The organism is Robertmurraya massiliosenegalensis JC6 (assembly GCF_000311725.1).
Taxonomy (GTDB): domain Bacteria; phylum Bacillota; class Bacilli; order Bacillales; family Cytobacillaceae; genus Robertmurraya; species Robertmurraya massiliosenegalensis.
In genome coordinates, this window is sequence record NZ_HE978517.1 from 1 (window position 1) to 13,963 (window position 13,963).

The 13,963-nt window shown below is 39.6% G+C and carries 15 protein-coding genes and 11 tRNA genes; 1 reads left to right on the plus strand and 25 read right to left on the minus strand.

Annotation, left to right across the window (positions count from 1 at the left end):
- Positions 1 to 89 precede the first annotated feature (89 nt).
- The 12 genes from BMSHG_RS20740 to BMSHG_RS20800 form a co-directional block, all read right to left on the minus strand.
- Positions 90 to 163: transfer RNA gene (locus BMSHG_RS20740), tRNA-Gly, on the minus strand.
- Positions 164 to 362: 199 nt separating this feature from the next.
- Positions 363 to 439, minus strand: a tRNA-Pro gene (locus BMSHG_RS20745).
- Between the two features lie 5 nt (positions 440 to 444).
- A tRNA-Arg gene (locus BMSHG_RS20750) sits at positions 445 to 521 on the minus strand.
- Between the two features lie 77 nt (positions 522 to 598).
- Positions 599 to 684, minus strand: a tRNA-Leu gene (locus BMSHG_RS20755).
- Between the two features lie 61 nt (positions 685 to 745).
- Positions 746 to 830, minus strand: a tRNA-Leu gene (locus tag BMSHG_RS20760).
- 52 nt (positions 831 to 882) lie between these two features.
- Positions 883 to 955 (minus strand) — tRNA-Lys (locus BMSHG_RS20765).
- Positions 956 to 1,126: 171 nt separating this feature from the next.
- Positions 1,127 to 1,201, minus strand: a tRNA-Gln gene (locus BMSHG_RS20770).
- A 13-nt stretch (positions 1,202 to 1,214) separates the two neighbouring features.
- Positions 1,215 to 1,291: transfer RNA gene (locus BMSHG_RS20775), tRNA-Asp, on the minus strand.
- 217 nt (positions 1,292 to 1,508) lie between these two features.
- Positions 1,509 to 1,583 (minus strand) — tRNA-Glu (locus tag BMSHG_RS20785).
- Positions 1,584 to 1,593: 10 nt separating this feature from the next.
- Positions 1,594 to 1,684 (minus strand) — tRNA-Ser (locus tag BMSHG_RS20790).
- A 14-nt stretch (positions 1,685 to 1,698) separates the two neighbouring features.
- A tRNA-Asn gene (locus BMSHG_RS20795) sits at positions 1,699 to 1,773 on the minus strand.
- A gap of 149 nt (positions 1,774 to 1,922) precedes the next feature.
- Positions 1,923 to 2,384 (minus strand): SprT family protein, encoded by a 462-nt coding sequence (locus BMSHG_RS20800; protein ID WP_019156397.1) that lies wholly within the window; start codon positions 2,382 to 2,384, stop codon positions 1,923 to 1,925.
- A gap of 94 nt (positions 2,385 to 2,478) precedes the next feature.
- Here BMSHG_RS20800 and cmpA point away from each other — a divergent pair, with 94 nt between their 5' ends.
- Complete coding sequence (gene cmpA / locus BMSHG_RS28050) at positions 2,479 to 2,592, plus strand: cortex morphogenetic protein CmpA (RefSeq protein ID WP_087946650.1); 114 nt, start codon at positions 2,479 to 2,481, stop codon at positions 2,590 to 2,592.
- Between the two features lie 141 nt (positions 2,593 to 2,733).
- Here the strand turns inward: cmpA and BMSHG_RS20805 are convergent, their stop codons facing one another.
- The 13 genes from BMSHG_RS20805 to alr all read right to left on the minus strand — a co-directional run bounded on the left by BMSHG_RS20805 (position 2,734) and on the right by alr (position 13,303).
- On the minus strand, positions 2,734 to 3,387 hold the full coding sequence (locus BMSHG_RS20805; protein ID WP_148347023.1) for a hypothetical protein: 654 nt from the start codon (positions 3,385 to 3,387) through the stop codon (positions 2,734 to 2,736).
- 105 nt (positions 3,388 to 3,492) lie between these two features.
- A complete protein-coding gene (locus tag BMSHG_RS20810; RefSeq protein ID WP_019156399.1) occupies positions 3,493 to 5,670 on the minus strand; it encodes a Tex family protein in 2,178 nt (725 codons plus the stop codon).
- Between the two features lie 115 nt (positions 5,671 to 5,785).
- Positions 5,786 to 6,382: a PP2C family serine/threonine-protein phosphatase gene (locus BMSHG_RS20815; RefSeq protein ID WP_019156400.1), complete on the minus strand. Its 597-nt coding sequence runs from the start codon at positions 6,380 to 6,382 to the stop codon at positions 5,786 to 5,788.
- On the minus strand, positions 6,379 to 7,173 hold the full coding sequence (sigB, locus tag BMSHG_RS20820) for an RNA polymerase sigma factor SigB (RefSeq protein ID WP_019156401.1): 795 nt from the start codon (positions 7,171 to 7,173) through the stop codon (positions 6,379 to 6,381). The genes BMSHG_RS20815 and sigB overlap by 4 nt, the downstream gene beginning before the upstream one ends.
- Positions 7,151 to 7,627 carry an anti-sigma B factor RsbW gene (gene rsbW, locus BMSHG_RS20825; RefSeq protein ID WP_019156402.1) on the minus strand — a complete coding sequence of 159 codons (477 nt, stop codon included), beginning with the start codon at positions 7,625 to 7,627 and terminating at the stop codon, positions 7,151 to 7,153. The genes sigB and rsbW overlap by 23 nt, the downstream gene beginning before the upstream one ends.
- Positions 7,624 to 7,956: an anti-sigma factor antagonist gene (locus tag BMSHG_RS20830; protein WP_019156403.1), complete on the minus strand. Its 333-nt coding sequence runs from the start codon at positions 7,954 to 7,956 to the stop codon at positions 7,624 to 7,626. Before BMSHG_RS20830 ends, rsbW begins: the two co-directional genes overlap by 4 nt.
- Positions 7,957 to 8,013: 57 nt before the next feature.
- A complete protein-coding gene (locus BMSHG_RS20835; protein ID WP_019156404.1) occupies positions 8,014 to 9,024 on the minus strand; it encodes a PP2C family protein-serine/threonine phosphatase in 1,011 nt (336 codons plus the stop codon).
- 12 nt (positions 9,025 to 9,036) lie between these two features.
- Positions 9,037 to 9,438, minus strand: coding sequence for an anti-sigma regulatory factor (locus tag BMSHG_RS20840; protein ID WP_019156405.1), 402 nt, complete (start codon positions 9,436 to 9,438; stop codon positions 9,037 to 9,039).
- Between the two features lie 5 nt (positions 9,439 to 9,443).
- Positions 9,444 to 9,800 carry an STAS domain-containing protein gene (locus BMSHG_RS20845; protein ID WP_019156406.1) on the minus strand — a complete coding sequence of 119 codons (357 nt, stop codon included), beginning with the start codon at positions 9,798 to 9,800 and terminating at the stop codon, positions 9,444 to 9,446.
- Complete coding sequence (locus BMSHG_RS20850; protein WP_019156407.1) at positions 9,781 to 10,629, minus strand: RsbT co-antagonist protein RsbRA; 849 nt, start codon at positions 10,627 to 10,629, stop codon at positions 9,781 to 9,783. Before BMSHG_RS20850 ends, BMSHG_RS20845 begins: the two co-directional genes overlap by 20 nt.
- Positions 10,630 to 11,263: 634 nt before the next feature.
- Complete coding sequence (gene ndoA / locus BMSHG_RS20855) at positions 11,264 to 11,614, minus strand: type II toxin-antitoxin system endoribonuclease NdoA (RefSeq protein ID WP_019156408.1); 351 nt, start codon at positions 11,612 to 11,614, stop codon at positions 11,264 to 11,266.
- A 4-nt stretch (positions 11,615 to 11,618) separates the two neighbouring features.
- Positions 11,619 to 11,900 carry a CopG family ribbon-helix-helix protein gene (locus BMSHG_RS20860; protein WP_026073565.1) on the minus strand — a complete coding sequence of 94 codons (282 nt, stop codon included), beginning with the start codon at positions 11,898 to 11,900 and terminating at the stop codon, positions 11,619 to 11,621.
- Positions 11,901 to 12,142: 242 nt separating this feature from the next.
- Positions 12,143 to 13,303: an alanine racemase gene (alr, locus tag BMSHG_RS20865; RefSeq protein WP_026073566.1), complete on the minus strand. Its 1,161-nt coding sequence runs from the start codon at positions 13,301 to 13,303 to the stop codon at positions 12,143 to 12,145.
- Positions 13,304 to 13,963: the final 660 nt, after the last annotated feature.

Sequence of the window (13,963 nt, forward strand, 5' to 3'; positions counted from 1 at the left end):
AATGATTTTTCGCAAAAGCGAAAATATCTTTCATTAATTTTCCTTTAAGAAAATTCCATTCCTCTATTTCGTCAAGGACGAAAATCAATTGGAGCGGGTGATGGGAATCGAACCCACGACAACAGCTTGGAAGGCTGTGGTTTTACCATTAAACTACACCCGCATATATATAATAATTATATCTAATTAACACTACCTTATCTTGGCCTTACATGCCTCTAACTCTTCTAGATTATTCACAGATGATTAATCGTCGAGGCAACTCGTTGAATTTTCATTGAAGCAATGCTCGCGGCTGTGGTTTTACCATTAAACTACACCGCATGATTCATTTTGTATTTATTAACAACTTGCAGACATCATGGTCGGGAAGACAGGATTCGAACCTGCGACCCCTTGGTCCCAAACCAAGTGCTCTACCAAGCTGAGCTACTTCCCGTTCTATGGCGCGCCCGAGAGGAGTCGAACCCCTAACCTTTTGATCCGTAGTCAAACGCTCTATCCAATTGAGCTACGGGCGCATATTATTGAAAAGACAACTTAATCATTATATCAAAATAACAATTCGATTGTCAACAATTTATTTTCAAAAACTTTCTGGTGCGGCCGAGAGGACTTGAACCTCCACGGGGTTGCCCCCACTAGGCCCTCAACCTAGCGCGTCTGCCATTCCGCCACGACCGCAATAAAGAAGCGATAAATAATATTATACGTAAAAATATCATTATTTTCAAGTGGAAATTAATGGTGCGGGTGAAGGGAGTCGAACCCCCACGCCTCGCGGCGCTAGATCCTAAGTCTAGTGCGTCTGCCAATTCCGCCACACCCGCAAACATATAATAGAAAGTTGTTTTCAGTGATAAAACACTAAAAAAACTTTGATGAGCCATGAAGGACTCGAACCTTCGACCCTCTGATTAAAAGTCAGATGCTCTACCAACTGAGCTAATGGCTCTAAAGTAAATATGTGCTACTAATTATTTTCTTATTTTAAGATACAAGGCATCTACGATGTCCCCATCTCAGAAAGTCAATTCAAGTAGCAGCTCGATGGGTACAACTCGAAGCAAATTCATAGATGAATCGCTCGTTGCTCTACCAACTGAGCTAATGGCTCTAAAAAACTTGGCTGGGCTAGCAGGATTCGAACCTACGAATGACGGAGTCAAAGTCCGTTGCCTTACCACTTGGCTATAGCCCAAAAATTAAAATAATGGCGGTCCGGACGGGACTCGAACCCGCGACCTCCTGCGTGACAGGCAGGCATTCTAACCAACTGAACTACCGGACCAAAGCTTTTTCGACGTAGGAGAAAATAGCTTTCCTTTGCCTTTTTCGACGCAAGGAGAAAATAGCTTTCCTTTGCCTTTTTCGCGTAGGAGAAAATAGTTTTCCTTTGTCTTTCTCGACATAAGAAGAACACAGCTTCCCTAAGCCTATTTAAAATTCATTAGAAAACACCTTATCTCTTACTCTTCAATAAAAGACAAAATTATTCTAATAAAAAATGGTGACCCGTACGGGATTCGAACCCGTGTTACCGCCGTGAAAGGGCGGTGTCTTAACCGCTTGACCAACGGGCCATTAAAGTAATGGCGGAGAAGGAGGGATTTGAACCCTCGCGCCGCTCGCGCGACCTACACCCTTAGCAGGGGCGCCTCTTCAGCCTCTTGAGTACTTCCCCAAAATCCAATATGGTGGCTCCGCGGGTAGGATTCGAACCTACGACCGATCGGTTAACAGCCGATTGCTCTACCACTGAGCTACCGCGGAATAAGATGTATTTTCAAGATGTCTCTATTTTGTCGACTCTTCATATTATAATGAGATGTTATATTCAAGTCAAGAACAAAAATACAAGTAATTTCGACTTGTTTACTTTGAGCGACAGAAATAAAAGATAACATCCTTTTAATCGAATGTCAACAATCCATTTTAATTAACTTACCTCGACATTTTCCGCACACATATCGAAGAAGATTAATCGACCTTTTCCTTTTAAAAACTAGACCGCAATTCGAGCATTTATAAAAATGAAGCTTATAGCTACGTTTTGTCACCGGACGCTCGGGTAAAACATGACAAAAACGAGGAGCATCGACTTCTTTTAAAAGCTTCTTAAAATCTTGGTCTCGATGCTGATACCCCTTCCCTTCAATATGAAGATGGTAATGGCAGAGCTCGTGCTTAATAATACCTATTAATTCTTCTTCACCCAACTGTTCCAAATATTTACGATTAATCTCGATATTATGGGATTTCAACAAATATCGTCCACCGGTAGTACGTAGCCGATTATTAAAAAGCGCTTTATGTGTGAATGGTTTATGAAAAAAATCAAGCGATAACTTTTCAACCAATGCTTGTAATTGAAATTCCTCCATTAATCGTATTCCTCTCCATAATAAGTAAACATGACAACCTATTATAGCATACATTGTATATACCCTTTGAATTCTAAAACCGGGAGGTCTCGATATGCCAACTTGGTTCCAAAATCAGATGCAAAGAGCCTTTCTTGAGAAAAACCGCCACCAAATTAAACTCCTGAATCAGTGCTGGTTCTTTTATCGAAAAAAACACTGCTCCTAAAATGACGAGCTATATTACAAATAGTTATGGAAACATAGAATCAGGCAGCTCATTAGCATGTACGTCGTAAGCAAAAACGCTCAGTAAACTCTGAGCGTTTTTGACCCTGTATTATCTTTCTTCACTTATTGGTTTGCTAGATTATTGATGAACATTTATTAAATTGATGAATTTAATTATTTCTTCATCGTCACCAGGCTCAACGGATACTAAGCTTGCCTCTTTAATAATATTTTCTGTGTACTCTTTCATAAAACCTTCTTCTACCTGAGCAGGACTAGTCCAATGTAAAGGGACATCATACACATTAATTGTCCCATCCCCGTTACTACTATAAGTGACTGAACCATCAACTGAACGAGATCCACTTAAAGAAATAACATCTTTTGGATAGGTAGCACTGGTATCATCGTAAATGTTGATTGGTTCTCCAGCTGCAATATGGCGAACATTTAATTCATCTATCTCTTGATTCGGACCAAGTTGCAACCAAATCCGCGCATATTCAATTTGTTCACTAGAATACTGGGATAGTCCTTCTTTTTCTTCCTTATCACCCATACTTGAGTTTTCTTCTTCAGATAAGGTGCTATCCAAATCATTTTCATTACTATCAACGCTATTATCAAATTTTGCTGTATTTTCAGTAGATGAATCGTCTAATTGAGAAGAATCATCTGTACCTTGTGATATAGCGTCAGGTTCGGGCTGTTTTTTGTTTGATGAAACATCAGATGATGAATCGCTACAACCAGACATTCCAGCTAATAAAATGACTAGTACGCTCAACATCATAATAAGTTTGTTTTTCTTCACTTTATGACTCCAATCCTATTTTAACCTTAGTTGGTTTCCTTTCTTAAAAGAACCCTTTGTCCCAAGAAGCAGTGTTTCTCATTGTTATTCTTGAGGAGTTAGCATTGTTAATGCGACTCTACCTTTTTTCACATCAACAGAATCCACCCATACGGTTACAACATCCCCAACGGAAACTACATCTAGGGGATGCTTGACAAATCCTCGTTTAAGTTTGGAAATATGGACCAGTCCATCCTGCTTCACACCGATATCGACAAAAGCGCCGAAATCAACAACATTTCTGACTGTTCCTTGAAGCTCCATCCCAGCCTTTAAATCTTCGAGCTTTAACACATCTTTTTTCAACAAAGGCTTTGGAAGGTCATCGCGCGGATCACGTTCTGGGCTCATTAATGCGTCAATAATATCCTTTAACGTTAGTTCTCCTATTTCTAGCTCCGCGGCAATTTCCTTAATATTGGCTTTAGATAATGTCGATTTCAGCTCTTCTGAACCAAGATCATTTATCGTATATCCTAGATTATTTAAGAGTCGTTTCACTTCAGGATAACTTTCTGGGTGGATACCCGTCCGATCGAGAGGGTTTGTTCCATCAATGACTCTTAAAAAGCCGATTGCTTGTTCATATGTTTTCGCACCTAAACGCGGGATCTTCTTTAGTTGCTCCCTTTTGCTAAACTTGCCTTCTTCGTCTCGTTTCTTGACAATATTATTGGCAACTGACTTTGAAAGGCCTGCAACATATTGAAGCAAGGAAGCAGATGCAGTATTCACATTTACCCCTACTTGGTTAACCGTTGTCTCGACAACAAAGGTCAGTGACTCATTCAATCTCTTTTGAGAAACATCATGTTGATACTGTCCAACTCCCACTGATTTAGGGTCAATTTTCACTAATTCAGCAAGCGGATCTTGGAGTCTTCGCGCAATCGAAACGGCACTTCTTTCTTCTACCTGGAAATCCGGAAATTCTTCGCGAGCGATATCTGAGGCAGAATACACACTAGCACCCGCTTCATTTACGATCAGATAGAAAATCGGCCCCTCTTGTTCTTTCAAAATATCTGCAATGAATTGTTCCGTTTCCCTTGAAGCCGTCCCATTTCCAATTGCCACAACTTCAACCTTGTACTGCTTCAGAATTGCCTCAACCTTTTCTTTTGCTTCCTTCGGTTTCGCGCTAGGCGGATGAGGATAGACGACATCAATTTTAAGAACTTTCCCTGTTTCATCGACAACCGCTAACTTGCAACCTGTTCGATAAGCAGGGTCAACTCCAAGTACAACCTTTCCTTTCAAAGGTGGTTGAAGCAGTAGCTTTCTCAAGTTCTCTGAAAAAATATGGATGGCCTGTTCTTCTGCTTTTTCTGTTAATTCACTACGAATTTCTCGCTCGATGGAAGGTTGAATCAAACGTTTATAACCATCTTCGATCGCTTCCACAACTAAATGTGCAGTAATCGCAGCAGTATTTTTGATCCATTTCCTATTTAAATAAGACAATATTCGATCGACATTCGGCTTAAGTGAGGTCTTTAAAATTTCTTCCTTTTCTCCTCGATTCAAAGCTAATACGCGATGGGGAACAATTTTATGAACGGGCTCAGAATAGTTATAGTACATCTCATACACATTCTTCTCATCTTTTTCCGCATCTTTAACTGATGACTCAATCACACTTGACTTGAATGTCTCACTTCGTATCCATTTACGGCCATCAGCATCATCGGAAATCACTTCCGCAATGATATCCTTCGCACCAGACAAGGCGTCTTCTACTGTCATCACTTCCAAATCCTCTGATAAGAATTCCTTCGCCTTCGCTTCTAGAAAACCTGTAGTCGGAAAGGTTAAAATCCATTCCGCTAACGGTTCTAAACCTTTTTCCTTTGCGACCGTTGCTTTCGTTCTTCTTTTTTGTTTATAAGGACGGTATAAGTCTTCTACTTCTTGAAGCTTAAGGGAACCCTCGATTTGTTGTTTAAGTTCTGGCGTAAGTTTGCCTTGCTCTTCAATCAGTCGAACAACTTCAATTTTTCGTTGCTCAAGGTTTTGTATGTAATTCCATCTTTCCATAATGTTGCGAATCTGGACTTCATCAAGAGCTCCTGTTTGCTCTTTTCGATAGCGGGCAATAAAAGGTACGGTATTTCCATCTTCCAATAAAGAAATTACATTTTTCACAGATTTAAATGATAACGCTTGCTCAGTGGCAATCATTTTTAAAATCGTTTCTTGTTTATTAATTGTTTGCTCCACGAATCGTTCCTCCAACATCTAATTAGGCTATCATCTTATTCTACCAAAATAAGATCTTTACAACAAAAAAAGCACCTGCGTCCTCTTTTCGATAACGAAGCAACAGGTACCCCCTCTAATATAAACTTCCAATGATGAAGGTAGCATCATCAGCGGAAAGTAATGGTCTATTTTTTATATCTTCTGCAATGGTTCTCAGCGGTCTCACTGAATCTAACATACCCTTTAACCCATTGAAATGAAAGCCATCTGAATAAATTAGAAAAGTTGAATTCTGTTCATAAGGATAATTCTGTGTCCGAAACCTCTGTGGTTTACCAGATAAATAACCTGTTACAGGTAGTGGGTACGTTAATTTCCCAGAAGAAGAATAGAGGAAAAAGCGGATATTCCCAACACAACTATAGACAAATTCTTTTTTTGAAAAATAAACTTTAAATACAGCTACGGCGGCTCCTCTTTTTTCAACCAATACCGCATTGCATCTTTCCATTATCGTTCCTACGTCCTCATCGTGATATTGTTCAACGATTTGGACGACAGCAGTAGCTGAATCTTTAGCATTTCCCCCGCTCCCGAGCCCATCAGCTAAGACACAGATAAAATAATCATCCGTACTTAGATAGAAATAATCATCTCCACAAAGCTCATTTCCTACTTTTGTTCGTTGATAAGAAAAGACTTCTACATCATCTGTAGCAAAATGTTTCATGAAAGACACTCCGAGTTAGTATCATCTGCTAAAATCGCTTCCTTTAATTTTTTTATCGCTCTTCGCTGCAGTCTTGACACATGCATTTGTGATATCCCCAATTTTTCGCCCGTCTCCTTTTGGCTTAGATTGTCTAAATACGTACATTGAATAATTTCTCTTTCACGGTCGGTTAATACATAGAGAACTTTTTCTAGTACCAACCTTTGATTGACCTTCTCATAGCCTGAGTCAACTTTTCCTACGATATCTAGAAGCGTTACGGTCCCACCCTCTGAGTCTGCCTCAAAAGTATGGTTTATCGATAATGCTTGATAGCTTTTTCCCATTTCCATCGCTTCCAAAACATCTTCTTCTGATACTTCTAACGCTTCCGCAATTTCTTTAATTTTCGGAGAACGATGGAGAGATGTGGTTAAATCCTCTACGGTTTTTTTAATTTTCGGGCCGATCTCTTTGATTCTTCTTGGAACATGCACACTCCATGTCTTATCACGTAAAAATCGTTTAATCTCGCCAATAATGGTCGGTACGGCAAATGCTTCAAAACTCTTACCTACAGATGCATCGAAACGCCGAATCGCTCCTAATAATCCGATAACACCTACCTGTACCATATCCTCATGATACGATCGCCCCTTAGAGTATTTACGAGCAATATGTTCAATTAAAGGTGTATAGTGTAAAACAAGTTTTGCCTGTGCTTCTTCATCTTGGTGAAGTTGAAAGGATTTAATATATTCCTCAACCTCTTCTTTTGACAACTGGTTAGGGTGAGATTGTTTTTGCACCACTCTCCACCTTCTCTCCCTCCAGGTATTTCGTCATCAAGACGGTCATACCTTCATTGTGGTGATATTTCACCTCATCCATCAATGTTTCAATGAGATAGAGGCCTAATCCTCCCTCACGCATATATTCAATGGATTCTTTTTCCTGATCGTATGGTCCGATATGATCCCTTAATTCCTGTAAATCAAAGCTAACCCCTCGATCAGCTACGATAATTTCTAACCTGTCTTTATACAGACTATAACCTATGAACACTTCCCCTTTTTCCTGCGATTTGTAGGCATGTTGAGCGGCATTTGTACAAGCCTCACTTACCGCAATCTTTAGGTCCTCAATTTCATCGTATGAAAAGCCCATTCTTCCAGCAATTCCGGAAGATGTCAGCCGTATAACCCCTACGTATTCAGGCTTAGCAGGGATTTTCATCTCGATATAATCATAGGGTTGGCTCATTTCATTTCACCTTCATTCTGACTATTAATATCCATGATTTCTGCTAAACCAGTGATTTCGAATAATCGTTTAAGTCGCCTTGATAAACCAATCAGCTTTAGTTCACCATTTTTCGAGCGAATATTTTTAAAAACCCCGACAAAAACTCCTAAACCCGTACTATCCATATAACCCACATCTGTTAAATCAACGACCATATTCACCTTTTCTTTTTCGGAAAGCGGAAAGAGGGTGTCTCGGAGCTGGGGGGCTGTATAAGCGTCTATTTCACCACCTAATTTCACCTCTAGCAAGCTGTCATGTTGCACGACTTCTATTTTGATATTCATAACTGACCTACCTCTCCCCTTATCAGTCTTATTCTCAATTACCCTTTACTGTGAACATTAAACACTTCTTTTCATAATTATGAGAGTAAAATCATCTCGCAATTGGAAATCTTGCAATTTCTCCAAATCTTTAAAAATGTTATGAACAATTTCTTGAGCAGAGCAATGGATATATTTGCGAATATAGTTAAGCAATGTGTCTTTTTCTACAAAACCATCTTCTGTACGGCACTCGGTTACACCGTCCGATAAAAGAATAATCATGTCTCCCGGATGAATTTCTTTTTCGTATTGAGCGTACTTTGTCTTCTTGTCTATACCGAGCATAAGACCCTTTGCATAGATCTCAGAAAATTTCTTTTTCTGAAAATCATAATAAAAGCCTGGCTCATGCCCCGCAGAAGCATACGAAAAGACATGCCGAGCATGATCGTACATTCCATAAAACATGGTTACAAACATACTCGGATCGACGTTCTGCTCCACTACACGATTTAAACTCTCTAACAACATACTCGGTTCATTCCGATAAGCTGGAATACTATCCATTGCATATTTGATCATTGACATACATAATGCAGCAGGAATCCCTTTTCCAATGACATCCGCAATAGCGATACTGATGCAATTATTTTCATCTTCTACAAAATTATAATAGTCTCCATTCATCAGCCTCGCCGGTACGCTGATGGCACCAATATCAAGCCCTTCCACTGATGGAATACGCGTTTCCAAAAGAGTTTGTTGGACATTTGCCGCAATTTCGATTTCTGACCTCAGCTCTTTTTGTTGATTCCTTAGACTTTGATGCTCACGATAAGCAAAACCATATCCGAGCATAATCTCTAGCAAAATATCAAAAGAATGCACGACGTAATCAGGCATATCTGGATAAATTTCTTGTAAAATCATTTTATGTAAACTAATAATCTCTTCAGGAGTGACTTGATTTTCGATCGATTTCCTACTGAATTTTTGTCCAATGTATAAGGTGGATTCTGATTGTTCTTTAATATATTTAGTAAGAATGTCTCGATATTTCGCTTCCATCACTTCACGAAAAGGCATACAATGTTCCTCCTAGCGGATCCATTTAGTTGCAATAATTTCGGTTCCTTTTCCTTTGGATGATACAATATCGAATTCATCCATGAGTCTTTTCACTCCAGGCAATCCAGCACCCAGGCCGCCAGATGTAGAATACCCATCTTCCATCGCTAATCGAATATCATTAATCCCTGGTCCATTGTCTATTGCCACAATTCGCAACCCCGCATGTCCCTTGTCATAGATTTTTTCAATGCATACCCGACCTTTATTTGCATAGATAAAGATATTTCTTGCTAATTCACTGATGGCTGTAGTGATGCGCGCTTGGTCAACAATGCCGAATCCAAGTTCTTTCGCAACATTTCGTCCTAATTGCCTAGCCGCTACGATGTCCCATTCAGTCTGGATGTTTACGCAGGATTGGTTCTCCATTTCTACTATTCCCCCAATTCCTGTTGTAATTTCTCCAGGCCTTTTTCTAAGTCTAACGATGTCATAACATCATTCAAACTAATACCTAGCTCGATTAACGTAATGGCTACAGCTGGCTGAATACCGGTAATTACCACTTTCGCTCCCATTAGTTTTGACATACTAATGACATCCCCCAGCACCTTAGCGATAAAAGAATCGATAAAATCAATCGACGTAATGTCTATCACAACTCCACTTGCTCCAACTTCATGAATTTTATGTAATAGATCCTCTTGGAATTGAAGAGCTGTTTGATCATCTAACTCCCATTGGATCGAAACAAGCAGACAGTCGTATAATTTAAGAATGGGAATTCTCACTATTTTCACCTACTCGTATAATTTTCTTATTTACTAGCTCTAGCGCAGATTCCATTCCTTTTTTCAACGTATTCTTCGTTGTAATTTGGTTGAGATCGATTCCTAAATTGACAATCGTTTGGGCAATTTCAGGGCGTATGCCTACAAGCATACATTTTGCTCCGACCAACCTTACTGCGTCCGCCGCTTGAATAATATGGTGTGCAACCATCGTATCCACGACCGGAACTCCTGTAATATCGATTAACACCACTTCTGAACGATGTTTCACGACGCCATTTAGAAGATTCTCCATAATCTGCTTCGCTCTCTCTGTATCAATTGCTCCAATTAAAGGCATGACAGAAATTCCATCAAATACAGGGATTAACGGTGCCGATAGTTCTTGCAAGGCTATTTTTTGTAGAGAAACCGTCCGTTCCCATGTAGTGGAATAGATATTCACGACTTCATTCGTCATCGGATTCGTCCATCGGTCCAGATCATAGAAAAGCTTCATTTCATCTTCTTTGCTGACAAGTTTCTCTTCCTGAATCCCTTCAAAAACAATCGAAGCAAACACCTGAATTCCCTCAGTAACAAAACTTAGGGGCCAGCCCAATTTTACTACTTTTTCTGCAAAATCGTGCAGACGTTCACTATACTCTTCATTTGTATCATTTAAGTTCGAGCTCACCATTTCAACAAACTCTCGACTGGTTCCAACAAATACTTGATTGGAGACAACCTTTAGCACCCGGTCATCAGACTTCTCCTTCATCCGTTCAACCCATTCGTTTAAAATGTATTCCTTTTGATCATGTATGTATTTATTAATGATTCGATTCATTTTCTCCACTCCCATCTAGCTTTTATTTCTATAATTATGATAACAATTCTAATAACTTGAAACAATTTAATATTCATGCAACAAATGAAAAATCAGAACATTCCTAAGAATCAAAACCACATGACCAAGATTTACTATGACACTAAGACTGTTTTATATACCCATTTTTCATATCAAATAAACTCCGTCGAAAGAACTATTTATCCATAAAAAAAGGTTCTTTTCGCACACTTCAAGTATAGCTATAACCGTGATATGAGGGTAAACACCGGCTTCTGGATTTTACATATACCCGATCTATACGAAAACAGCGTAAAAAAAAAGACAAGTTTTCACTCGTCCTCGCAGCACACAGTATAATTTAAAGTGATCATTGTGAACACCAGTTGATTACTCAAGAAAAAGATGACCAAAAATGACTCATAATTTACATGAAATGGTTCAAACTTATAGAACCACTTCCTTTTCGAACAACTAAATGGTGTAAAAAAACGCTCTTTATGCAAAGAGCGTTGTATATCAACATTTATCTCGGTGAAGTCGATCCAAATTTAATCTGAAACACCATCCAGTAACAGTACAGAACCCGAGTTAAAAATTTCCCATTTAGCCTATTTCTTTTTGTTAGAGAAGGTTAAAATTCTATGAGACCTAAGCTTATTTGTAATGCTTCGTCCACTTTTTCCATCATTTCGTCATCAAGATGGGTAATCTTATCGGTTAATCGTTGTTTGTCGATCGTTCGAATTTGTTCCAACAGGATTACAGAGTCTCTCTCAAATCCATATCGCTTCGCATCAATTTCAACATGTGTAGGCAGCTTCGCTTTCTGAATTTGTGCGGTAATTGCTGCAATAATGACTGTGGGACTAAAACGATTCCCGATGTCGTTCTGAATGACAAGGACTGGACGGACACCACCTTGTTCTGAGCCAACAACTGGGGAAAGGTCTGCAAAATAAACGTCTCCACGTTTAACAATCAAAGGATTATCCCCCGCTTACTAAACGTTCAACTGTGTGTTCTGCCTCATATTCTGCTTGAAAGCTTTCCGAAGCAATAGTTAAATTGATTTTCGCCATTTCCATGTAACCACGTCTCATGGATTCACGAATTTGTCTCTTTTTCCGTTCGCGCAAATACATTTTTGTCGCCTGATAAATAAACTCACTTCTGTTAACATTTTCTTGTTTCACATAACCATCCAATTCAGTTAAAAGATGTTGCGGTAACTTTACCAAGATTTCTGTTGTTGCGCTGGACTCAGACACAAACATACACCTCCACCATCACTACACACCATTTTTTGTACTGTACTCCCTTGTCCGTGAGGGTTCCAGTTTTTTCTCTAAAAAACTCAAAATGAGAAAGTTGTATCATTTTATCTATACCATATTTTATAATACCATCAATCCATCTAGATGCAAAGGCTATTCATGAATTCTTCTGTATTATCGTCCAAAAAAAGATCCTTTTATGCATAAATATCAGTAATATTTTATTCACTTAGGATTTAATGAAGGATGCCGTTCTCGACTTCTATCTGCTTACCCGCTTTAACAAATACTCTAGGGACCCGATTAGCAATCATACAAGGAATTTCATAATTAATTGTTTCAAGCTTCTCTGCAATCTCATCAATAGATATTGTTTCTCCTTGATCCTTTCCAATTAAAGTGACCATTGTTCCAACAGGTAACTCTTTAGGAAGTTTAATCATACACTGATCCATGCATATTCTGCCCACTATCGGCACTCTCATACCACCAATTATCACTTCTTGTCCTTGCAATTTTCGCAGCCAACCATCAGCATACCCAATCGGAAGAGTACCGATCCATTCTTCCTCTGTTGCCTCATAGGTTGCCCCATAGCTAACCTTGTCTCCAGGCACAAGCTTTTTCACATGGACAAGCTTTGTTCGTAATGAAAAGGCAGGCAAAAGTGGAAAAGGAAGCTCATCCTTGATTTCAGGTGATGGAGACAAGCCGTACATCGCAATCCCAAAACGGATGCCATTAAAATACGGTGCGATGCTCCTTAGAGCCGCTGCGCTATTGCTAACATGAACCATTCTCGGCCTTGATTGAAATGCACCAAGTAACGCTTCAAAACGTTGCAATTGAATTTTGAAATAATGTAAGTCTAAACTGTCAGCTGTCGCAAAGTGGGTAAATACCCCTTCCAGCTGAATTCTGCTATCCTCCACAATAAGGGTCTCAATGTTCTGAAGCGATGATTCATCTCGTATACCAATTCGGCCCATCCCTGTATCCAGTTTGATATGAAGACTAATCTTGACGTTTTCCTCCAATCGTTCCCTTGCCTCTCGAACCCACTCCTCTTGATAAACTGTCAACGTTATATTGTTTATGCCAGCGATATTAATATATTCAGCCCTTGTGGCTCCTAATACTAAAATCGGCGTATCTATCCCTTTTTTCCTTAATGCCAATGCTTCATCTAAAAAAGCAACTGCTAAATATGAAGCACCGCCTTCAATCGCTGCCTTTGCAACCTGCACATCCCCGTGACCATAGGCGTTTGCTTTGACGACCGCTACTAAGTCAACTTTCTGCGGGAGTAACGATTTCATTTGCTTGACATTTTCTTTTATACAATCCAAATCAACTTCCACCCATGTATCTCGAAAAAATTGATTCTGACGTTCCATCTGTTCCACTTCCTTCGATTCTCCGTACAAGCTATAAAACAAATTATCAAACTGGAAGGGAAGATTGTCAAATACGAACAGTAGCAAAACAAAAAGACTCCTGTTAGATGCAGCCCCTCTCATAATGTTGTCAAAAGGTATCGAGAGCATGAATCACGTTACCTTTCGTTCAGGATGAATGGTTTTGGTACAAACAGGAAAATTTAATTTCATAATGGTTGTGGGAATTCGGACAAGTCTATGGCTTCTTGCTTCCCGCTTGTCCGAATACCCTTCCGATTCGGACAAGTCTATGGCCTCTTGCTTCCAACCTGTCCGAATATCTTTCCGATTCGGACAAGTCTATGGCTTCTTGCTTCCTGCTTGTCCGAATATCCTTCCGATTCGGACAATCCTATGGCTTCTTGCTTCCTACTTGTCCGAATATCCTTCCGATTCGGACAATCCTATGGCTTCTTGCTTCCTGCTTGTCCGAATACCCTTCCGATTCGGACAATCCTAAGGCCTCTTGCTTCCTACTTGTCCGAATATCCTTCCGATTCGGACAAGTCTATGGCTTCTTGCTTCCTGCTTGTCCGAATATCCTTCCGATTCGGACAATCCTAAGGCTTCTCGCTTCCTACTTGTCCGAATACCCTTCCGATTCGGACAATCCTAAGC

Bases quoted from the DNA above. Each gene is read 5' to 3' on its own strand.
- BMSHG_RS20835 (WP_019156404.1), bottom strand. From the start codon at position 9,024: ATGCCTTTTCGTGAAGTGATGGAAGCGAAATATCGAGACATTCTTACT.
- BMSHG_RS20830 (WP_019156403.1), bottom strand. From the start codon at position 7,956: ATGAATATCAAAATAGAAGTCGTGCAACATGACAGCTTGCTAGAGGTG.
- BMSHG_RS20805 (WP_148347023.1), bottom strand. From the start codon at position 3,387: ATGATGTTGAGCGTACTAGTCATTTTATTAGCTGGAATGTCTGGTTGT.
- cmpA (WP_087946650.1), top strand. From the start codon at position 2,479: ATGCCAACTTGGTTCCAAAATCAGATGCAAAGAGCCTTTCTTGAGAAA.
- BMSHG_RS20850 (WP_019156407.1), bottom strand. From the start codon at position 10,629: ATGAATCGAATCATTAATAAATACATACATGATCAAAAGGAATACATT.
- BMSHG_RS20800 (WP_019156397.1), bottom strand. From the start codon at position 2,384: ATGGAGGAATTTCAATTACAAGCATTGGTTGAAAAGTTATCGCTTGAT.
- alr (WP_026073566.1), bottom strand. From the start codon at position 13,303: ATGGAACGTCAGAATCAATTTTTTCGAGATACATGGGTGGAAGTTGAT.
- BMSHG_RS20840 (WP_019156405.1), bottom strand. From the start codon at position 9,438: ATGGAGAACCAATCCTGCGTAAACATCCAGACTGAATGGGACATCGTA.
- BMSHG_RS20815 (WP_019156400.1), bottom strand. From the start codon at position 6,382: ATGAAACATTTTGCTACAGATGATGTAGAAGTCTTTTCTTATCAACGA.
- rsbW (WP_019156402.1), bottom strand. From the start codon at position 7,627: ATGAGCCAACCCTATGATTATATCGAGATGAAAATCCCTGCTAAGCCT.